The sequence below is a fragment of the Duganella sp. SG902 genome, assembly GCF_013376005.1.
Lineage (GTDB): Bacteria > Pseudomonadota > Gammaproteobacteria > Burkholderiales > Burkholderiaceae_D > Rugamonas.
Window position 1 is genome coordinate 1 of the sequence record NZ_JABMJK010000019.1, and the last position, 21671, is coordinate 21671.

18 protein-coding genes are annotated in these 21671 nt (G+C 62.8%); 15 read left to right on the top strand and 3 right to left on the bottom strand.

Annotation, left to right across the window (positions count from 1 at the left end; all coding sequences use genetic code 11):
• Positions 1-135 precede the first annotated feature (135 nt).
• Complete coding sequence (locus tag FHW83_RS26795; protein WP_176649422.1) at positions 136-1377, bottom strand: dicarboxylate/amino acid:cation symporter; 1242 nt, start codon at positions 1375-1377, stop codon at positions 136-138.
• A 189-nt stretch (positions 1378-1566) separates the two neighbouring features.
• Between FHW83_RS26795 and FHW83_RS26800 the strand changes: the two genes are divergently transcribed.
• From FHW83_RS26800 to FHW83_RS26830, 7 genes are read left to right on the top strand one after another with little or no spacing between them, the layout of a single operon-like run.
• Complete coding sequence (locus tag FHW83_RS26800) at positions 1567-2292, top strand: amino acid ABC transporter ATP-binding protein (RefSeq protein ID WP_176649423.1); 726 nt, start codon at positions 1567-1569, stop codon at positions 2290-2292.
• Positions 2292-3740 carry an amidohydrolase family protein gene (locus FHW83_RS26805; protein WP_176649424.1) on the top strand — a complete coding sequence of 483 codons (1449 nt, stop codon included), beginning with the start codon at positions 2292-2294 and terminating at the stop codon, positions 3738-3740. The genes FHW83_RS26800 and FHW83_RS26805 overlap by 1 nt, the downstream gene beginning before the upstream one ends.
• 58 nt (positions 3741-3798) lie before the next feature.
• Positions 3799-5142 carry a DUF2314 domain-containing protein gene (locus FHW83_RS26810; RefSeq protein ID WP_176649425.1) on the top strand — a complete coding sequence of 448 codons (1344 nt, stop codon included), beginning with the start codon at positions 3799-3801 and terminating at the stop codon, positions 5140-5142.
• A gap of 46 nt (positions 5143-5188) precedes the next feature.
• Entirely contained in the window at positions 5189-6241 is a 1053-nt protein-coding gene (pyrC, locus tag FHW83_RS26815) for a dihydroorotase (protein ID WP_176649426.1), read from the top strand.
• A gap of 3 nt (positions 6242-6244) precedes the next feature.
• On the top strand, positions 6245-7042 hold the full coding sequence (locus FHW83_RS26820) for a DUF3025 domain-containing protein (protein ID WP_176649427.1): 798 nt from the start codon (positions 6245-6247) through the stop codon (positions 7040-7042).
• 50 nt (positions 7043-7092) lie between these two features.
• A complete protein-coding gene (locus FHW83_RS26825) occupies positions 7093-8088 on the top strand; it encodes a Gfo/Idh/MocA family protein (protein WP_176649428.1) in 996 nt (331 codons plus the stop codon).
• A gap of 60 nt (positions 8089-8148) precedes the next feature.
• Positions 8149-9360, top strand: a complete 1212-nt coding sequence (locus FHW83_RS26830; RefSeq protein WP_176649429.1) for an MFS transporter — start codon at positions 8149-8151, stop codon at positions 9358-9360.
• Positions 9361-9472: 112 nt separating this feature from the next.
• Here FHW83_RS26830 and recG read toward each other — a convergent pair whose 3' ends face one another.
• Positions 9473-11539: an ATP-dependent DNA helicase RecG gene (gene recG / locus FHW83_RS26835; protein ID WP_176649430.1), complete on the bottom strand. Its 2067-nt coding sequence runs from the start codon at positions 11537-11539 to the stop codon at positions 9473-9475.
• 71 nt (positions 11540-11610) lie between these two features.
• Here recG and queA point away from each other — a divergent pair, with 71 nt between their 5' ends.
• The 7 genes from queA (at position 11611) to secF (ending at position 19033) form a co-directional block, all read left to right on the top strand.
• A complete protein-coding gene (gene queA / locus FHW83_RS26840; protein ID WP_176649431.1) occupies positions 11611-12636 on the top strand; it encodes a tRNA preQ1(34) S-adenosylmethionine ribosyltransferase-isomerase QueA in 1026 nt (341 codons plus the stop codon).
• A gap of 97 nt (positions 12637-12733) precedes the next feature.
• On the top strand, positions 12734-13915 hold the full coding sequence (locus FHW83_RS26845; protein WP_176649432.1) for an AAA family ATPase: 1182 nt from the start codon (positions 12734-12736) through the stop codon (positions 13913-13915).
• Positions 13912-14499: a DUF4276 family protein gene (locus FHW83_RS26850; RefSeq protein ID WP_176649433.1), complete on the top strand. Its 588-nt coding sequence runs from the start codon at positions 13912-13914 to the stop codon at positions 14497-14499. The genes FHW83_RS26845 and FHW83_RS26850 overlap by 4 nt, the downstream gene beginning before the upstream one ends.
• Positions 14500-14526: 27 nt before the next feature.
• A complete protein-coding gene (tgt, locus tag FHW83_RS26855; RefSeq protein ID WP_176649434.1) occupies positions 14527-15666 on the top strand; it encodes a tRNA guanosine(34) transglycosylase Tgt in 1140 nt (379 codons plus the stop codon).
• A gap of 71 nt (positions 15667-15737) precedes the next feature.
• The gene (yajC, locus tag FHW83_RS26860) at positions 15738-16073 is read left to right on the top strand and encodes a preprotein translocase subunit YajC (protein ID WP_176649435.1); all 336 of its coding nucleotides are present in this window, start codon (positions 15738-15740) and stop codon (positions 16071-16073) included.
• A gap of 59 nt (positions 16074-16132) precedes the next feature.
• Complete coding sequence (gene secD / locus FHW83_RS26865) at positions 16133-17995, top strand: protein translocase subunit SecD (RefSeq protein WP_176649436.1); 1863 nt, start codon at positions 16133-16135, stop codon at positions 17993-17995.
• A 15-nt stretch (positions 17996-18010) separates the two neighbouring features.
• Positions 18011-19033 (top strand): protein translocase subunit SecF, encoded by a 1023-nt coding sequence (secF, locus tag FHW83_RS26870; RefSeq protein WP_176649437.1) that lies wholly within the window; start codon positions 18011-18013, stop codon positions 19031-19033.
• Positions 19034-19164: 131 nt separating this feature from the next.
• Here the strand turns inward: secF and FHW83_RS26875 are convergent, their stop codons facing one another.
• Positions 19165-20145: a helix-turn-helix domain-containing protein gene (locus FHW83_RS26875; protein ID WP_176649438.1), complete on the bottom strand. Its 981-nt coding sequence runs from the start codon at positions 20143-20145 to the stop codon at positions 19165-19167.
• Between the two features lie 139 nt (positions 20146-20284).
• Between FHW83_RS26875 and eat the strand changes: the two genes are divergently transcribed.
• Positions 20285-21658: an ethanolamine permease gene (gene eat / locus FHW83_RS26880; RefSeq protein ID WP_176649439.1), complete on the top strand. Its 1374-nt coding sequence runs from the start codon at positions 20285-20287 to the stop codon at positions 21656-21658.
• Positions 21659-21671: the final 13 nt, after the last annotated feature.

Genomic DNA, 21671 nt, shown 5'->3' on the forward strand with positions numbered 1-21671 from the left:
AGGGTGTAGTCGCTCTGAGTCCGCTTTCGTCCAGTTCCCATCTCGCTCTCCTAAGAAAAGGCGGGAAATGACAACTTAAACCAGGACGGGTCACATCCGAAAAAAAAGCCACCGCAAGCGGTGGCTTTGTCGTTTTTAGGCTTCCGCCGTTTTCGGCGGGTCCATCTCGCCTTCCCACTTCGCCACCACGGCGGTGGCGATGCCGTTGCCGATGACGTTGGTCGCGGAGCGCGCCATGTCGAGGAAGTGGTCGATGCCCAGCAGCAGCAGCATGCCGGCTTCCGGAATGTTGAACTGACCCAGCGTCGCGGCGATCACCACCAGCGAGGCGCGCGGCACGCCGGCCATGCCTTTCGAGGTCAGCATCAGCACCGCCATCATGGTCATCTGCTGGCCCAGCGACATCTCGATGCCGTACGCCTGCGCGATGAACACAGTGGCGAAGGTGCAGTACATCATCGAACCGTCCAGGTTGAACGAGTAGCCGATCGGCAGCACGAACGAGGCGATGCGGTTGCGCACGCCGAAACGCTCCAGGCCCTCCAGCGTTTTCGGATACGCCGCCTCGCTCGACGCGGTCGAGAAGGCCAGCAGCGCCGGGCTGCGCATTTCCTTCATCAGCGCGAACACGCGGCCTTTGAGGAACAGGAAGCCGATGAAGATCAGCAGCGTCCACAGCAGCACGATGCCGAAGTAGAACTCGGCCATGAACACGCCGTAGGTCGACAGTACGCCCAGGCCGCTCTTGGCGATGGTGCCTGCCACCGCCGCGAACACGGCGAACGGCGCGAACTTCATCACGTAGCCGGTCACTTTCAGCATCACGTGCGCCACGCCGTCCAGTGCGTCGATCAGGGCATTGGCTTTCTGGCCCACGGCCGCGGCGGCCGAGCCGAAGAACAGCGAGAAGATCACAATCTGCAGGATCTCGTTCTTGGCCATGCCGTCCACGATCGACGACGGCACCAGGTGGGTGACGAAGTCTTTCAGGGTCAGGCTGGAGGTGGCCAGGTCGGCCTTGGCGGCGGTGGCGGCCATGTGGCCCAGCAGCGCGTCGCCCGGACGGAAGATGTTGACCAGCACCAGGCCCAGGCTCAGCGACATCACCGAGGCGATGAAGAACCAGCCCAGCGTCTTGACGCCGACGCGGCCGACGGCGGTGGCGTCGCCCATCTTGGCGATGCCGCACACCAGCGTGGAGAACACCAGCGGCGCGATAATCATCTTGATCAGGCGCAGGAACAGCGTGGTGATCAGCGCCATGGTGTCGGCAAAGCCGGTGGGACTGGCCAGATTGTCATGGGCGAAGTAACCGGTGATGATGCCTAGCACCAGTCCAATCAGGATGTACGTGGTCAATCGGCTTTGTTTGTTCATATTTTGAGGTTTCCTGTGGTAGTGTCTCTCTGAGCCTGAACAGCGGGATGGGTAGCCGCTGCTTTCTTCTTATGGCGGCAGCCGGTTTCGGGTGCGTCGGCTGCTGAAACTATTGGCAAGTTCCGCAGTATCCTTGTGGGCAAGGGCGCTGTCAAGCGCGTGGCTGCGCGCAAAATAATCTACTTTCCTATGATCGAAATCAAAAATATCAGCAAGTGGTATGGCCAATTCCAGGTGCTCAAGGAGTGCGGCACCCGGGTTGAAAAAGGCGACGTGATGGTGATTTGCGGCCCGTCCGGCTCCGGCAAGTCCACGCTGATTAAGACCGTCAACGGGCTGGAACCGTTCCAGCAGGGGGAAATTATCGTGGACGGCACCTCGGTCGGCGCCAAGGGCACCGATTTGCCGGCGCTGCGCGCGCGCATCGGCATGGTGTTCCAGAATTTCGAGCTGTTCCCGCATTTGTCGGTGCGCGACAACCTGACGCTGGGGCAAATCAAGGTGCTGGGGCGCGGCAAGGACGAGGCCACCGAGCGCGGCTTGCATTATCTGGACCGCGTCGGCCTGCTGGCGCACCAGGACAAATTCCCGGCCCAACTGTCCGGCGGGCAGCAGCAGCGGGTGGCGATCGCCCGCGCGCTGGCCATGGACCCGATCGCCATGCTGTTCGACGAGCCCACCTCGGCGCTGGACCCGGAGATGATCAACGAGGTGCTCGATGTGATGGTCGGCCTGGCGCAGGAGGGCATGACCATGATGGTGGTCACCCACGAGATGGGCTTCGCCCGCAAGGTGGCCAACCGGGTGGTGTTCATGGATCAGGGGGCCATACTGGAGGACAGCAGCAAGGAGGAGTTCTTCCACGCCCCGCGCACGGAACGCGCGCGCGATTTCCTGGCCCGTATAATTCACTGATGAACATTCCTTTCAAGCAATTGAGCGCCGCCATGCTGGCGCTGGGGCTGCTGAGCGTGGCTCATGCGGCGGATAAGATCGCCGCCGATCTGGTGCTGACCAAGGCGACCCTGATCGACGTGGCCGGCGGCAAGGCGGTCAAGGGCAAGTCGGTGGTGCTCAAGGGCGACACCATTCTGGCGGTGGTGGACGACAAGCAGTTGTCGCGGTACGCGGCCAGCAAGACCATCAGCCTGCCGGGCAAATACCTGATGCCGGGCCTGTGGGACACGCACGTGCACTTCGGCGGCGGGCCGGCGCTGATTGAAGAGAACAAGCATTTGCTGCAACTGTATCTGGCCTACGGCATCACCGCCGTGCGCGATTGCTCGGGCGATTTGCCCGATACGGTGTTGCAGTGGCGCGACCAGGTCAACGCGCGCCAGCTGGAAGGCCCGACCATCTTCACCTCCGCCGCCAAGCTGGAGGGCTACAAGCCGCTGTGGAAGGGCACCATTGAGGTCGGCACGCCGGAAGAGGTGAGCCGGGCGCTGGACAAGCTGCAGGGCCAGAAGGTGGACTTCGTCAAGATCACCGAGAACACGTTGAAGCCGGAGATTTACCTCGAAGCCCTGCGTCAGGCCAAGGCGCGCGGCATGCGCACCTCGGGCCATATTCCGGTGCAGCTGACGCTGGCGACCATGTTCGACGCCGGCCTGGGCACGGTGGAGCATCAGTCGTATCTGCTGCGTGCGGCCACGCCGCGTGAGAAGGAATTGACCGAGCAGGTCGCGGCCGGCACGCTGACCGGCAAGGAGGCCGTCAAGCAGAGCCTGGCCTCCTACGATGAAGCGACCGCGCGCGCCTCGTTCCGTTACATGGCGTCCAAAGGCACGGCGGTGGTGCCGACCTTGTCGGTGTCGCGCGTGGTGGCGTACCTGGACGTGGACGATCACGCGCATGACGAAGCCTTGCAGTACATCGGCAAGGGCCTGCGCGCCACCTACGACTGGCGCGTGCAGCGCGCGGCGCAGGACGACGCGGCGGCGATCGCGCAGCGCAAGGCGGTGTTCGAGAAATCGGCGTCGCTGCTGCCGATCCTGCAGCAGGAAGGCGTGAGCATCATCGCCGGCACCGATGCGGGCTTCCTGAATTCCTACGACTATCCGGGCCAGGCGCTGCACGATGAAATCGGCCTGTACGTGAACTATGGCCTGACGCCGGCGCAGGCCCTGCAAACGGCGGTGATCAACGGCCCGCGCTTCCTCGGCAAGCTGGATCGCTACGGCGCGCTGGAGGCGGGCAAGGTGGCCGACGTGCTGGTGCTGGATGCGAATCCGCTGCAGGACATCGGCGCCACCCGCAAGATCCGCACCGTCATCAGCAAAGGCAGCGTCTACGACCGCGCCCGCCTCGACAAAATCCTGGCCGACACCAAAGCCTGGGCGGCCCAAACCAAGGCCGAATAAGCCGCCAGAGCAACTACCGTAAGGCATAATGTGGACATTCTTACATCTTGAGACCGCCATGCCTTTGATTCGTTCCCTGTTTTTTGTGCTGATGTGTTTTGCGCCCGTGGTTTGGGCGGCCGATGCGTTTCCGGCAGGGGCGCCGATGAAGGGGCCGGTGGGCTTTGTGTATGCGATTTACTATGCCGAGGCGCCGGCGGCCGAGCCGCTGGCAGCGCTGAATGCGGCGTTGGCGCGGCAAGGCGGCAAGATCACGGTAGTGAAGGATCTGGCGGAAGCGCCAACCGCGCCGCAAGTGGTGGCCACGCTGGACGCGAATATTCAGAAAACCTACCCGCCGCCCAGCGTGCGAATGATCGAATACTTCGGCCGTGGCCTGAGCAAGGCGCAAGCGCAGGCGCTGCAATTGGCTCAAACGGCGCTGGTGCTGGAATTCCGCGCGCCGGCATCGCCCACTTACGCCGCGCTGCGCGCCGCGGACAGCCTCCTGCTGCAAGTGGCCGAGCAAACCGGCGGCTTGATCTGGGACGAGGAAACCCGCGAGATCTTCACCACCGCCGAATGGCGCAAGCGCCACGTCGAGGGCTGGCAAGGCGATGTGCCCAACGTAATCCGCCACACCGTCATCCACGCCTATCAGGGTGACAATCTGCTGCGCGAAATCACGCTGGGCATGGCCAAGTTTGGCCTGCCGGATATCGTGGTGAACGATGTCGCGCATTCGCAGAACAATCAGGCCGGTAACCTGATCAACATCCTCGCGCAAGCGCTGGTGGAGGGGGCTGAGATCGGCCAGGGCGGGGCCATGACGCTGAACCTGAAGACCATCCGGCACGATGGCTTCCGCAACGGCCAACTGCCATCGCTGGTCGACAATGCCAAGGGCGTGGCCCAGCTATCGCTTTACAAAGGCCAGCCGGAAGAAGGCGATCCGCAAAACCGCCTGCTGGAAGTGGGCTTTGAGCGCTACCCCGGACCGGACCGCTACGCGCGGCAGACCGCCTTGTTCGCGTCCCTGTTCGGCTTCACCGACACGCTGCAGATGGTTAAGCACGATGACGCGATCCTGGCCGCCAGCGCCGCCGCCAAGGCCAAGCTGCCCGCCTTGCGCCAGCGCTTCAACGCCGGCTTGAAGCCGGGCGAATACGTCATCGTCAAGGCGCCCTTCGCCACGCCGGACGAGGGCCGGGAATGGATGTGGGTGGAAGTCACCAAGTGGGATGAAAAAGAGATCACCGGACTGCTGAACAACGAGCCGGCTCAGATTCCGACGCTGCACAGTGGTCAGATCGTCAAGGTCAAGGTGGCCGACGTATTCGACTATCTGCTGTATGACGGCAAGGGCGGCGAAGAGGGCAACGAGTCGGGCAAGCTGATGGCCCGCCAGCGCGCCGGGCAGTGAGAACCGGGTAAAATATCGGCTATTCGCATTTTGAAAGCCCGCCGCCATGTCCGACCTCGAACAAACGCCAACCAGCATCACCATCACCCGCCCAGACGACTGGCACCTGCATCTACGCGACGGCGCCACGCTGGCCAGCGTGCTGCCGCACAGCGCCCGTCAGTTCGGCCGCGCGATTGTGATGCCGAATTTGAAGCCTCCGGTCACCACCACCGCCGCCGCCATCGCCTACCGCGAGCGCATTCTGGCGGCTCTGCCGGCGGGGCTGGATTTCGAGCCGTTGATGACGCTCTACCTCACCAATAACACCCAGCCGGACGAAATCGTGCGCGCGGTGGAGAGTGGCGTGGTGCACGCGGTGAAGCTGTATCCGGCCGGCGCCACCACCAACTCGGACGCCGGCGTGACCGATCTGGCCAACTGCTACAAGACGCTGGAGAAGATGCAGGAACTTGGCCTGCCATTCCTGGTGCACGGTGAGGTGACCGATCAGGATATCGACCTGTTCGACCGCGAGGCGGTGTTCATCGAGCGCGTCATGCGTCCGCTGCGCCGCGATTTCCCAGCGCTGAACATCGTTTTCGAACACATCACCACCAAGCACGCCGCGCAGTACGTGGCGGAAGCCGAAGGCCCGATCGCCGCGACCATCACCGCGCATCACCTGCTGTACAACCGTAACGACATCTTCAAGGGCGGCATCCGTCCTCACTACTACTGCCTGCCGGTGCTGAAACGCGAAGAGCACCGCCTGGCGCTGGTGACGGCGGCGACCAGCGGCGACGAGCGCTTCTTCCTCGGCACCGACTCGGCGCCGCACGCCAAGGGTGCCAAGGAAGCCGCCTGCGGTTGCGCCGGCTGCTACACCGCGCTGCACGCGATGGAGCTGTACGCCGAAGCCTTCGAACGCGCCGGCGCGCTGGACAAGCTGGAAGCCTTCGCGTCGCTGAACGGCCCGGCCTTCTACAACCTGCCGGTCAACCAGGGCAAGATCACGCTCAAGCGCGAGCAGTGGACGCTGCCGGAAGCCCTGCCGCTGGCGGACCAGCAAGTCATTCCACTCAACGCCGGCGAAACCATCAACTGGAAAATGGTGTAAGCAGTGCTGGCTACAATCGACTGGTCGCGTCCGTGGTACGAATCGGTACGCGACGCGGCCGGCCGGTTGTCCGCGCAGGCGCATTTCCGCGATGAGTTCAGCCAGCAGGCCGCCGCGCTGGGCCTGCGCAACCACCTTGGCTTGCCGCTGTCCTTCGTGCCGCAGGAGGATCTGCCGGAAGGCACGGCCTACGAGGAACACATCGGCGCCACCGGTTGCGTGCCCACGCGCGACAACCTGCATGACTTCTTCAACGGCCTTGTGTGGCTGACTTTCCCGCAAATCAAAGTCCAGCTGAACGCCCTGCAGGCGGCGCAGATCGCGCTGGACGGCGTCGGCAAATCGCGCGGCCCCGCGCGTGACGGCGCCACCATCTTCGACGAAAACGCCGCTTTGCTGGTGGTGCGCGATAACGCGGACGGCCATGCGCTGATTGAGGCGCTGCGCGAGCATCGCTGGCACGAAGCGTTTGTCGAGCGCCGCGCGCAGTGGGGCAATGATGCGCAGACCTGGCTGTTCGGTCACGCGCTGATGGAAAAGCTGGTGGCGCCGCGCAAGGCCATCACCGCCCACACCCGCATCCTGCTGGCAGGCGACGATTTCTTCACGTTGGACCACGCCGCTCGCCGCGCATGGATCGACGCCACCGTCGCGCGACAACTGGCCGAGGAGGGACTGAGCACCGCCGGCTTCACGCCGATGCAGGCGTTGGGCGTGCCGGGCTGGTGGCCGGGGCAGGACGAAGCCTTCTACGCCGACGCAACGGTGTTCCGCCCCAAGCGGGCAGGCGCAGTAAAATAGTCGCTTCGACATCAACTCACACGCCGCCGACGCGGCAGAAAGTCCATGCCATGACGCAGCCAATCCGCTGGGGTATTCTCGGCACCGGCAAAATCGCCAAAGCCTTCGCCACCGCTTTGCAGGACACGCCTGACGCCAAACTGGTGGCCGTCGCTTCGCGCTCTGTGGACAGCGCTACCAACTTCGGCCAGCAGTACGGCGCCGAGCGTTTTCACGGCAGCTATCAGGCGCTGGCCGACGATCCGGATGTGGATGTGGTCTACATCGCCACGCCGCATCCCATGCACCATGAGAACGCGCTGATATGCCTTAACGGCGGCAAGGCGGTGCTGGTGGAGAAGTCGTTCACCATGAACCGGCGCCAGGCCGAGGACATCATCAACCTCGCGCGCGCGAAGAAGCTGTTCGTGATGGAGGCGATGTGGACGCGCTTCATGCCATCCGTGGTGGAAGCCAAGCGCATCGTCGACAGCGGCGAGATCGGCAAACCGGCCAACGTCACCGCCGATTTCGGTTTTACGTCGGACGCCGGCCCGGAGCACCGCCTGTTCGCGCCGGAGCTGGGCGGCGGCGCGCTGCTGGACCTGGGTATCTATCCATTGTCGATGGCATCGTTCTTCCTGGGCGGCGTGACTGGCGTGAAGGCGCAGGCGGAGATGACCAATACCGGCGTCGATATGCAAACCGCGTTCACCCTGTCGCACGAAGGCGGCGGCGTGTCGTCCTGCGCGTGCAGCCTGCGTTCGCGCACGCCGACCGAGTTGACCATCTCCGGCGAGAAGGGCTTCGTGCGCCTGCATGACCGCTTCCACAACACCGACAAGGTCACCGTCACGCTGGTGAACGGCGCTTCGCGCAGCGAGCGCACGCTGGATCTGCCAAAAAGCGGCAACGGCTACACGCACGAGGCGCAGGAAGTGGGCCGCTGCATCCGCGCGGGCCTGATCGAAAGCCCGGTGATGCCGCACGCGGAAACGCTGGCCATCATGGGCACGCTGGACGAGATCCGCGCGCAGATCGGTTTGCGCTATCCGGCCGACGAGTAAGCAAGGCCGCGCCGAAGTGGTTACAATCCCCGGATACGAATTCAATAACGGGGATAGATCATGCTTGCCACGGACCGCACACTGACCTTGAAAAACGTGCTGCTCGCCACTGGCGTCATCCTGACGCTGGCGATGGGCGTGCGTCATGGTTTTGGCTTCTGGCTGCAACCGATCTCCCAGGCCAATGGCTGGACGCGCGAGACGTACTCGCTGGCGCAAGCCATGCAAAACCTGATGTGGGGCGCGTTCGGCCCGTTCGCCGGCATGGCGGCGGACCGCTTCGGCACCATGCGCGTGGTGCTGGTCGGCGCGCTGTGTTACGCGGCGGGGCTGGTGTGGATGGCGATGGTGACGCAGCCCACCCTGTTCGTGCTGGGTACCGGCGTGCTGGTGGGGCTTGGTCTGGCCTGTACCGCGTTTGGAGCGGTGAGCGGCATCATCGGCCGCGTGGCGCCGCCGGAAAAGCGTTCGTGGGCGTTCGGTGTCTCGGGCGCGGCCAGCTCGTTCGGCCAGTTCATGATGATGCCGATCGAGCAGCAGCTGATTTCCGCCGTCGGCTGGCAGAACGCCTTCTACATCCTGGGCGCCTTGATCCTCCTGTTGATGGTGCCGATGGCCCTCTACCTGCGCGAGCCAGCCGTGCAGCATGCGCATGGTCCGCAGCAAAGTGTGCGCGAGGCGGCCAGCGAGGCGCTGGGCAATCGCTCCTTCCTGTTCCTGGTGGCCGGCTATTTCGTGTGCGGCTTCCAAGTGGTGTTCATCGGCGTGCATCTGCCGGCCTACCTGAAGGATCAGGGCATCGTCAATCCTAATGTGGCGGTGCTGGCGCTGGCGCTGATTGGCTTGTTCAACATCTTTGGTTCCTATTACGCGGGCAAGCTGGGTGGGCGCTTCCCGAAACGCTATTTGCTGTCGACGATTTACTTCTCGCGTTCCGTGGTGATTTCATTGTTCCTGCTGGCGCCCTTGATGCCGCTGTCGGTGTACCTGTTCGCGGCGGCGATGGGGGTGTTGTGGCTGTCCACCGTGCCGCTGACGAACGGCATCATCGCCGGCGTGTTCGGCGTGAAGCATATGTCGATGCTGGCGGGGATCGTGTTCTTCTCGCACCAGCTGGGCAGCTTCCTGGGCGTGTGGCTGGGCGGTTATCTGTACACCAACACCGGCAGCTATGACATCGTGTGGGGCATCGCGATTGCGCTGGGTGTGATGTCCGGCCTGATCAACCTGCCGATCAACGAGCGCCCGCTGGCGCGCACGCAGGCGGCATGATGAAAACCTGGCTGCTGCGCGCCGCCGTCGCCGTTGTGCTGGCGCTGGGGTTCGCGGCTTACCTGACCCCAGACTTTGTGGTCGATCTGGCCAATCGGATTTATCTCTGTTTTTAAACCTTGAGGAATTCCTCGCGGCCGCCTAGCCAGCGGGCGAGGTGGGCTTCGACGGTGGCGGCTTTTTCGGGCGTGTTCGCGTGCAGCAGGTCGTGGGCGACGTCGCGGGCCTGGTCCACCAGCCAGCCGTCGGTTTCCAGATCCGCGAAGCGCAGCATGGCCTGGCCGGACTGGCGCGCGCCGAGGAATTCGCCAGGGCCGCGGATTTCCAGGTCGCGGCGGGCGATTTCGAAACCGTCCGTGGTTTCGCGCATGGTCATCAGGCGCTGCTTGGCGACGTGGCCCAGCGGGCTTTGGTAGAGCAGCAGGCATACCGATGCCGCCGAGCCTCGCCCCACACGTCCACGCAGCTGGTGCAGCTGCGACAGGCCGAAACGTTCGGCGTGTTCGATCACCATCAACGAGGCATTCGGCACGTCCACGCCCACTTCGATCACGGTGGTGGCGACCAGCACCTGCATTTCGTTGGCACTGAAGGCGTCCATCACCACCTGTTTTTCAGCGGGCTTCATGCGGCCGTGCACCAGGCCCACATTCAGGTCGGGCAGGGCTTCGGCCAGCAGGGCGTGTGTTTCGGTGGCGGTTTGCAGTTGCAGCGCTTCCGATTCTTCGATCAGCGGACAGACCCAGTAAATCTGGCGGCCTTCCAGCGCGGCGGCGTGCACGCGCTCGATCACTTCATCGCGGCGATTCTGGTCGATTGCGCGTGTGACGATCGGACTGCGGCCTGGCGGCAGCTCGTCGATCACTGACACTTCCAGGTCGGCGTAGTAGGTCATGGCCAGCGTGCGCGGAATCGGCGTGGCCGACATCATCAGCTGGTGCGGCACGGCGCCTTCCACGCCCTTGTTGCGCAAGGTGAGGCGCTGGCCGACGCCAAAGCGGTGCTGCTCGTCGACGATGGATAGGCCGAGGTTCTCGAACGTCACCACGTCCTGCAGCAGCGCGTGCGTGCCGACCACCAGCCGCGCTTCGCCGGATTCGATCATGTCGTAGGCGGCCTGCTTTTCCTTTTTCTTCAAGCTGCCGGTTAGCCAGGCGACCTTCACGCCCAGGGGCTCCATCCAGGCGGCGATTTTGCGGAAGTGCTGCTCGGCCAGGATTTCGGTCGGCGCCATCAGCGCGGCCTGGTAGCCGCTGTCGATGGCCTGGGCTGCGGCCAGCGCGGACACCACGGTCTTGCCGCTGCCGACGTCGCCCTGCAACAGGCGCTGCATCGGATAGGGCTGACGCAGGTCGGCGCTGATTTCGGCCAGCACGCGCTTTTGCGCGCCGGTCAGCTTGAACGGCAGGGCAGCCTCCAGATTGCGCGACAATGCGCCGACCTTGGTCAGCGCCGGCGAACCTTTGGCGCGGCGCGCGCGCTGGGCGCGTTTGAGGGACAGCTGCTGTGCCAGCAGCTCGTCAAACTTCACCCGCGTCCAGGCGGGATGCGAGCGGTCGGCCAATGCGTGCTCGTCGACCTGCTGCGGCGGGTAATGCAGCAGCTTCACCGCCGGTTCCAGGTCGGACAGCTGCAGCTGGCGGCGCACGTCGGCCGGGATGGTGTCGGTCCAGTCGACCCGCTTCATGGCCTCGCCGATCGCGCGCCGCAGCACCGGCTGCGACAAGCCTTCGCCGGCCGGGTACACCGGCGTCAGGGAAGTCGGCAGCGGCGCGCCCTCGTTCACCACCTTGTAGGCCGGGTGCACCATCTCGGCGCCGAAGAAGCCGTGCTTCAACTCTCCGCGCACGCGCACCCGTGTGCCCTCGGCCAGTTGCTTCACCTGGCTGCCGTAGAAATTCATGAACCGCAGCTGCAAATCGCCGGTGCCGTCGCTGATGTGCACCAATAATTGCCGTCTTGGCTTGTAGGCGATCTCGTTTTTTGTGACAACGCCCTCAACTTGGGACGTGTCGCCGCCATGCAGCCGGGCTTCCTCGATGGTGATGACCTGCGTCTCGTCTTCATAGCGCATGGGCAGGTGCAGCACCAGGTCCATATCGGTGTGCAAGCCCAGTTTGGCCAGTTTGGCTTCCGCGCTGACGGTTTTTTTGGTAGTTTTCGACGGTGAAACAGGCATATGGCGTAAAATAGAGGGTTGGCCGCCGGTATTGTAAGGCCTACCGTATTTTTGTTTAACAGAGTCCGACCATGTATTCGCTTTCCGATTTCGATTTTAACTTGCCGCAAGAGCGTATTGCGCAATTCCCGCTGCCAGACCGCAGCGCTTCCCGTCTGCTGCATCTGGACGGCGCGCAGATTATCGACCGCCAGTTCGCCGACATCGTCGACCTGCTGCAGCCGGGCGACCTGCTGGTGATGAACAATACCCGCGTGCTGAAAGCCCGCTTCTTCGGCACCAAGGAGAGCGGCGGCAAGGTGGAAGCGCTGGTCGAGCGCGTGCTGGATAACCGCACGGTGCTGGCCCAGGTGCGTGCCTCGCGTTCGCCGCTGGCTGGCACGAAAATGCGGCTGGCCGATGCCTTCGACGTCACGGTGGGTGAGCGCGCCGGCGAATTCTTCACGCTGCACTTCGATGCCGACGTCTTCGACCTGATCGAAGCCCACGGCCGTCTGCCGCTGCCGCCCTACATCGAGCACGATGCGGATTCGTTCGACGAAAACCGCTACCAGACCGTGTTCAACAAAGTGCCGGGCGCGGTGGCCGCGCCGACCGCCGGCCTGCACTTCGACGAGCCGCTGCTGGAAAAACTGAAGGCCAAGGGCGTCAACTTCGCCTATGTCACGCTGCACGTGGGTGCCGGCACCTTCCAGCCGGTGCGCCACGAGAACCTGGCCGAGCACCAGATGCACACGGAGTGGTACACCATGCCGCAGGAAACCGTGGACGCGGTGCGCGCCGCCCGCGCGGCCGGCCGTGATGTGGTGGCGGTCGGCACGACCTCGCTGCGCGCTCTGGAATCGGCCTCGCAGACCGGTCAGCTGGAAGCCGGCAGCGCCGATACGGCGCTGTTCATCACGCCGGGCTACCGGTTCAAGACCGTTACCCGCCTGATCACCAATTTCCACCTGCCCAAGTCGACGCTGCTGATGCTGGTTTCGGCCTTCGCCGGTTTTGAAGAGATCCGCAAGGCCTATGCCCACGCGATCGCCCAGGAATACCGCTTCTTCAGCTACGGCGACGCCATGCTGCTGACGACGCAAGCTAAGGCATAAAAAATTTAGGGAATTTGGTTTAAACCGGATTGTAAAAGAGGTAAAGGAATACAATCTTTGAAACAGATGGTTTAACCAATCTTAGGACATTCAGCTAATGACCCCAACGCCGTTCTTGACCAGAATCGTGCTGCACAATTACAAGAGCATTGCGTCTTGCGATGTGCGCTTGGGGCCGCTTACCTATCTGGTTGGGCCGAATGGTGCAGGTAAGAGTAATTTCCTTGATGCGTTGCGTTTGGTGGCGGATGCACTGCGGACTTCGTTAAGTAATGCCATCAACTCGCGGTGGGGTGTCCTGCACCTCTTGCATCGCAACGTGGGCCAGGTGAGCCATCTTGGTATTCGGTTGGAGTTTCGTTTACCGGGGGGAAGCTCGGGCCACTATGCCTTTACGCTTGAGCGCTCCGAAAGTGCAGCGTATCAGGTTGGGGGGGAAGAGTGCTATGTAGGGCAGCATTGGTATCAAATTGCGCAGGGACGGCTGGTGGGTAGTTCTGTCACACCATTTCCCGCCATTTCGCAAGATCGCTTAGCGCTGGTAAGTGCTTCTGGGTTGCCGGTCTTTCGTCCAGTGTTTGACGCGCTTTCGGCGATGAGCATGTACAACCTGAATCCGCAGGCTATGCGTGCGCAGCAGCCCCCGCAAGATGGGCACGTGCTGAAAGAAAATGGTGAGAATATCGCCGGGGTCCTGAATTACTTGCGCCAGTCGCATTATGATGCGCTGCAATTGATCGAAGAGTATTTGGCGATTATCGTTCCGACGGTGCATGGGCTTGAGCATTTCTCCTCGGGGCCGATGGAAACCGTGGTGTTCAAGCAAAGTCCTGGTGGTCAGATTGAGAATCGCTTCTATGCGAACAATATGTCCGACGGCACGCTGCGTGCTCTGGGTGTATTAACTGCACTGTTCCAGCGGAATGATGTTCATACGCCGCGATTGGTGGGATTGGAGGAGCCTGAAACGGCCTTGCATCCGGCGGCGTTTGCCGCAGTGCGTGAAGCGATGGTGCGGGCATCGGAGCAGCGACAGATTATCGTCGTCAGCCATAGTCCTGACTTGCTGGACGACATGGACCTGGAGCCCGAAAATGTTCTGTCAGTACAATCGGTTGGTGGTGAGACACTCATCACCGCAGTGGACGGCGGCTCGTACCAGGCAATCAAGACGCACCTGTACTCGGCCGGAGAATTGTTGAGAATGGGGCAGTTGGGCGCGGGGCATGCAAGTGTGCGTCCTGCGCCAGCGGTATTGTGGGGGCCTTCACCGCCATGAACGTGATAGCGATTGTTGAAGGCGATGGCGAAGTCAAGGCTCTACCCACGTTGTTGCGCCGGTTTCCTGAGTGGCGGGGCTGTGCTTGGGCAGATCTACCGCAGCCCATTCGTGTGCGCCGCGATCGCTTTCTCAACAACGATGACGAGTTTCGTAAGCAGGTTACTCTCGCGGGCTATAAGTGCGGTGAGGCTGGGTGGATTTTGATCCTGCTCGATGCCGATGATGATTGCCCGGTCACGATGGCTGATAGCATCCTGCGGCGAGCTCAGACGATAGTGCCGGGCCATAGGATATCGGTAGTGATTGCGACGCGCGAATATGAGGCTTGGTTTATTGCAGCCGCATCGTCGCTTGACGGGCAACGGGGATTTTCGCTGCCCGCCCATGTACCGGATGCTGAGTCGGTGCGCGCGGCGAAAGAATGGATAAGCAGTTGCATGCCGCATGGTCACAAATATCACGAGGTGCATGACCAAGCTGCGTTTTCGAGCCAAGTGAATTTGGACCTGGCCTACGCTAACAGCCGATCATTTCGAAAGCTGGTAAGCGAGTGGGACAAGCAAATGGCTGTTGCGGGATAAGAACAGATTGTTAATTGAAAGTACGGAATGCTGGAATTTAAATTACATAAAACCGACACCACCGGCGTGACCAAGGCCCGCCGTGGCGAGGTCAAGCTGAACCATGGCGTGGTGCAAACGCCGATCTTTATGCCGGTCGGCACCTATGGCTCGGTCAAGGCGATGTCGCCGCTGGAGCTGAAGGAAATCGGCGCGCAGATCATCCTGGGTAACACCTTCCACTTGTGGCTGCGTCCGGGCAATGACATCATGGCCAAGTTCGGCGGCCTGCACGACTTCATGGGCTGGGACAAGCCGATCCTGACCGATTCCGGCGGCTTCCAGGTGTTCTCGCTGGGCGCGATGCGCAAGATCACGGAAGAGGGCGTGCATTTCAACTCGCCGATCAATGGCGACAAGCTGTTCCTGTCGCCGGAAATCTCGATGCAGATCCAGCGCGTGCTGAATTCGGACATCGTGATGCAGTTCGACGAGTGCACCCCTTATGAAATCGATAACCGCCCGGCCACGCTGGACGAGGCGGCCAAGTCGATGCGCATGTCGCTGCGCTGGGCGCAGCGCTCCCACGACGAATTCCACCGCGGCGAGAATCCGAACGCGCTGTTCGGCATCGTCCAGGGCGGCATGTTCGAGAAGCTGCGCGATGAATCGCTGGAAGGCCTGGAAAAGATCGACTTCCCGGGCCTGGCCATCGGCGGCCTGTCGGTGGGCGAGCCGAAGGAAGACATGATGCGGATCTTGCAACACGTCGGCCCGAAACTGCCGGCCAACAAGCCGCACTACCTGATGGGCGTCGGCACGCCGGAAGACCTGGTGGCCGGCGTCTCCAACGGCGTCGACATGTTCGACTGCGTGATGCCTACGCGTAACGCCCGCAACGGCTGGATCTTTACCCGCTTTGGCGACATCAAGATCAAGAACGCCCGCTACAAGGATGACAAGGAACCGTACGACAGCACCTGCTCGTGCTACGCCTGCAAGAACTTCTCGCGCGCTTACCTGCACCACCTGAACCGTACCCAGGAAATCCTCGGCGCGCGCCTGAACACCATCCACAATCTGCACTATTACCTGGACATCATGCAGCAGATGCGCGACGCCCTGGATGCCGACCGATTCCCGGCCTGGGTGCAGCAATTCCACGCCGATCGCGCGCGAGGGGTGTAAAAGTCCTAACGCCGTGCGGCCAGTGCTAGAATACAGCGCTGTTTTTTAAACTATAGATATCGGAGTCACCTGTGTCCTTCTTCATTTCCAACGCTTACGCCCAATCCACGACCGACGTCTTGGGCTCGTCCAGCTTCCTGGGCCAATATGGTTTCCTGATTCTGATGTTCGTGGCCATGTACTTCCTGATGATCCGTCCTCAGCAGAAGCGCGCCAAGGAGCAGAAGGCCATGATGGAAGCGCTGGCCAAGGGCAATGAAGTGGTCACCGCCGGTGGCGTGCTGGGCAAGATCACCAAGATCTCCGACCTGTACGTGACCCTGGAAATCTCCAGCGGCGCGGAACTGGTGGTGCAAAAGAACTCGATCACGATGGTGCTGCCGAACGGCACGCTGAAGAGCCTGTAATTCCCCCGGCCCGCACACGCTGCGGGCCTTTTGACGTCACCACTGAACGTTAGAGCTATATGAATCGTTATCCAGTCTGGAAATATATCGTTATCGCCGTCGCCATCCTGCTGGGCGCGCTGTTCACGGTGCCGAACTTCTTCGGCCAGTCGCCGGCGGTGCAGGTCACCAGCGGCAAGTCGACCGTCAAGATGACCGCCGACATGACGGCCAAGGTGGCCGACGTGCTGGCCAAGGCCGGCATCGCCAACAACGGCCTGACCTTCGACGGCAGCGGCAACTACGCCTCCGTGCGCGTGCGCTTCGCCACCCCGGACATCCAGTTCCAGGCCAAGTCGGTGCTGGAGAAGGGCCTGAACGCCGATCCTGAAGATCCAACCTATCTGGTGGCGCTGAACCTGCAGGAAGACACCCCGCAGTGGATGCAGAGCCTGCACGCGCTGCCGATGTACCTCGGCCTCGACTTGCGCGGCGGCGTGCACTTCCTGATGCAGGTGGACAGCAAGGCAGTGCTGGCCAAGCGCGTCCAGGGCATCCAGGCGGCGGCCCGCGCCGCGCTGCGCGACAAGAACGTGCGTCACGCCGGCATCGAGCTGGTCGGCAATACGGTGGAAATCAAGTTCCGCGACGACGCCACCCGCCAGAAAGCCAAGGACGTGCTGTCCAGCCAGATCGCCGACCTGAACTTCGTCGACGCCGGCGAAGGCAGCGAGCTGAAAACCGTGGTCAGCCTGAAGCCGGCCGCGCTCAAGCAAACCATTGACGATGGCGTGAAGCAGAATATTTCCACCCTGTCCAAGCGCGTGAACGAGCTGGGCGTGGCTGAGCCGGTGATCCAGCAGCAAGGCCCGGACCGTATCGTGGTGCAGCTGCCGGGCGTGCAGGACGTGGCGCGCGCGCGCGCCGTGATCGGCCGCACCGCCACGCTGGAAGTGCGCATGGTGGACGAATCGATCACCCCGGGCACCGAGCTGACCGCGGCGATCCCGTTCAACTCGGAACTGTTCACCGTCGGCAAAGGCGTGCCGGTGGTGCTGCTGAAGGACGTGGTGCTGAGTGGTGAGTACATCTCCAGCGCCGTGGCCAGCTTCGACCAGAACCAGCAGCCGGCCGTGGGCATCGACCTGAACGGCGACGGCGGCCGCCGCATGCGCGACGCCACCCGCGACCGCGTGGGCAAGAAGATGGCCATCGTGCTGAAGGAGAAGGGCAAGCCGGAAGTGCTGTCGGTGGCGACCATCCAGAGCGAACTGGGTAGCCGCTTCCAGATCACCGGCATGGGCAACGCCGAGAACTCGGCCGAGCTGGCGCTGTTGCTGCGCTCCGGCGCGCTGTCGGCGCCGATGGAGGTGATCGAGGAACGCACCATCGGCCCAGCGCTGGGCGCCGAGAACATCGCCAAGGGCATTCACTCGACCTTGTACGGCTTTGCCGCCATCGCGATCTTCATGATCGCCTACTACATGATCTTTGGTTTCTTCAGCGTGTTTGCGCTGGCGTGCAACCTGCTGTTCCTGCTGGCCATCCTGTCGCAGCTGCAAGTGACCCTGACCCTGCCGGGCATGGCCGCGATCGCGCTGGCGCTGGGTATGGCGATTGACTCGAACGTGCTGATCAACGAGCGTATCCGCGAAGAGCTGCGTGCCGGCGCCACGCCGCAGGCGGCCATCGCGGCCGGCTTCGACCGCGCCTGGGCGACCATTATCGACTCCAACGTCACCACGCTGATCGTCGGCGTGGCGCTGTGGGTGTTTGGTTCCGGTCCGATCCGCGGCTTCGCCGTGGTGCACACGCTGGGTATTCTGACCTCGATGTTCTCCGCCGTGTTTGTCTCGCGCGGTGTGGTCAACCTCTGGTACGGCCGCAAGAAGAAACTGCAGTCGATCGCAATTGGTACCGTCTGGGTACCAGGTCAGAAATAATCAGGGGTACTGAAGATGGAATTTTTCCGCATTAAAAAAGACATCCCGTTCATGCGCCACGCGCTGGTGTTCAACGTCGTTTCGGCGTTGACCTTCGTCGCGGCCGTGTTCTTCCTGCTGCATCGCGGCCTGCACTTCTCGGTGGAGTTCACCGGCGGCACGGTGATGGAGCTGCGTTACCAGCAGGCGGCCAATCTGGAACGGATCCGCCATACGCTGGAAAGCATCGGCTACGAGCAGCCTGAAGCCACCGGCTTCGGCACTGCCCACGACGTCATGCTGCGTCTGCCGGTGGTGAAGGGCATCACGCCGAAGGATGCGTCGGCGCAGGTGTTCGACGCGCTGTGCAAAGCTGAAAGCGGCAGCCTGAAGCAGATCGACACCGTGACCGCCAAGGGCGAGCACGTCGTCAAGCAATCGTGCGCGGGCGCCGGCGATGCCGAGCTGGTGTCGCTGCAGAAGGTGGAGTTCGTCGGTCCGCAGGTGGGCGACGAGCTGACCCAGAATGGCCTGAACGCGCTGGTGATGGTGGTGATCGGTGTGATGATCTACCTGGCCGTGCGCTTCGAGTGGAAGTTCGCGGTGGCGGCGATTATCGCCAACTTGCACGACGTGGTGATCATTCTGGGCTTCTTCGCCTTCTTCCAGTGGGAATTCTCGCTGACGGTGCTGGCCGGTATCCTGGCGGTGCTCGGTTACTCGGTGAATGAGTCGGTGGTTATCTTCGACCGTATCCGTGAGAACTTCCGCAAGCAGCGCAAGGCTTCGGTGCATGAAGTGATCGACAATGCGATCACCTCGACCATCTCGCGTACCATCATCACCCACGGCTGCACGCAGATGATGGTGCTGTCGATGCTGTTCCTGGGCGGCCCGACGCTGCACTACTTCGCGATGGCGCTGACCATTGGTATTTGCTTCGGCATCTACTCGTCGGTGTTCGTTGCCGCCGCCGTCGCCATGTGGCTGGGCGTGAAGCGCGAAGACCTGATCAAGCCGATCAAGGAAAAAGACGAGACCGACGGCGCGGTCGTTTAAGTCAGGCCGGCTTGCATCGTCATTCCGGCGAAGGCCGGAATCCATAGAACATCAGCGTTATCGCAGCTCATGCGTTCTATGGGTTCCGGCCTTCGCCGGAACGACAGCGCCTCCCTCGGGGAGGTTTTTTTTTACCCGCGCAGCTTTTGCGCGGCGGACGGGCTGAGGCCGAACAGCTTGCGGTAGTCCGACGAGAACTGGCTGAAGTTGCACAGCCCCCATTCCCCGGCCAGCTCGCCGATGGCGCGGCCGTCGTGCAGCTGGCGCCGCACCCCGTTCAGGCGCAAGGTGCGCAGATAGGCGTTGGGACTCATCCCCAGCACATCCTCGAAACAGTATTGCAGCGTGCGCCGGCTGACGTGCACCTGCTCGCACAACTCCGGCACCGTGATGCTGCTGCCGCGATGCGCCAGCATGTAGTCGCGCGCCTGCGCCACCACCTGGCGCCGCCGTTGCAGGCTGGCCGTCATCGCCGGCTCCACGCAGCTGTGGTCCAGCAGCTCCAGCAGCCCGCCCAGCACCGCATCCTGCCACGAACCGCCGGCCTCGGCGACGCTGTTGACCCGCTCCCCTGCGCCGTCCGCCGGCAACAGCTGCGCCAGCGTACGCACGCAGGCCGCGCGGGCGGCACGGTCGACCTGCAGCAGATCGGCCGCCTGCACCCGCTGCCAGTCGATCTCGCAGCCCAGCCGTCGCGCGTTGTCCTCCAGTAACTGACGGCTGACCACGATGCCGTAGATGCTGTACGCCGCCGGCGTGACCAGCTCGAACTCGATATTGCCCGGCTGCACCATCATCCAGTCCGCCTCTGCCTGGCGGCCGTTGATGCGCGTCAGCGCGCCATGGTCCGGCAGGCCGAACCAGATGGCGTCCGGCCACACGCGGCAGGACTGCCGCACGGCCTGGTTCAAATCCTCGCGGAACACCTGCAAGCCCGGCAGGCGCAGCTCGGTCAGCGCGCCGGCGAAACGCCCGGCGCTGATCTGGTCATAGCATTGATGCCAGTTGGTCAGCTCGCTTGCCAGCTGGTCGGCGTCCTGCGCCTGTACCGTGCGCAACACGCCGCTCACATCCGGCGCATGGCGCCAGCCCTGTGTGCCATTCTGGTGCATAGGAACTCCCTGAAAGATAAGGTTGTTGCAGCCAGCACGCCCCGCGTCCGCTTTGCCGATTTGCTATAACGGCCGCGCGTCTTGCGCTCCTATACTCGATTCGAGCAACTTCCATACCTGCCACCAAGGAGAATAAAGTATGAGCACACAAGCAGCCGCCGGGGGCACCCCGGCGCTACAGCAGTCGCTGGGCACCTTCCAGCTCTGGGGCATCGCGGTGGGCCTGGTCATCTCGGGCGAATATTTCGGCTGGAGCTACGGCTGGGCATCGGCCGGCACCCTGGGCTTCATCGTCACCGCGCTGTTCGTGGCGGCGATGTACATCACCTTTATTTTCAGCTTCACCGAGCTGACCACCTCGATCCCGCACGCCGGCGGCCCGTTCGCCTACAGCAAGCGGGCGTTTGGCCCGCTGGGCGGCTACCTGGCCGGCGCCGCCACGCTGATCGAATTCGTGTTCGCGCCGCCGGCGATCGCGCTGGCCATCGGCGCCTACCTCAATGTGCAATTCCCCAACATCGATCCCAAGCTGGCGGCGGTGGGCGCCTATCTGGTGTTCATGACGCTGAACATCGTCGGCGTGCAGATCGCGGCCAGCTTTGAATTGCTGATGGCGCTGCTGGCCATCTTCGAATTGCTGGTGTTCATGGGCGTGGTGTCGCCGGGCTTTTCGATGGCCAACTTCACCAAGGGCGGCTGGTCGGGCCAGGACAGCTTCAGCGCGCTGGCCATTCCCGGCATGTTCGCCGCCATCCCGTTCGCGATCTGGTTCTTCCTGGCGATCGAAGGCGTGGCCATGGCGGCCGAGGAAGCCAAGGATCCGAAACGCTCGATTCCAATCGCCTACATCACCGGCATCATCACCCTGGTGCTGCTGGCGATCGGCGTGATGGTGTTCGCCGGCGGCGCCGGCGACTGGACCAAGCTGGCCAACATCAACGACCCGCTGCCGCAGGCCATGAAACTGATCGTCGGCGACAACAGCAAATGGCTGCACATGCTGGTGTGGCTGGGCTTGTTCGGCCTGATCGCCTCCTTCCACGGCATCATTCTCGGCTACTCGCGCCAGATCTATGCGCTGGCGCGCGAGGCCTATCTGCCGCGCTACCTGGCCGCCGTGCATCCACGCTTCAAGACGCCGCACCGCGCCATCATTGCCGGCGGCGTGGTCGGCATCGCCGCCATCTACAGTGACGAGCTGATCAAGATTGGCGGGCAGACCCTGACCGCCAACATCGTCACCATGTCGGTGTTCGGCGCCATCACCATGTACATCATCAGCATGTTGAGCCTGTTCAAGCTGCGCCGCGCCGAGCCCCATATGGCACGGCCGTTCCGCGCTCCGTTCTATCCACTGTTCCCTGGCATCGCCCTGGCGGGCGCCTGCGTCTGCATGGCCACCATGATCTATTACAACCCGCTGATCTTTGGCCTGTTCGCCGCCTTCCTGGCGATCGGCTATGGCTTCTTCCTGGCCACCAAGAGCAACCGCGCGCAACACGTCACCGCTTAATTTAATGGAGAAA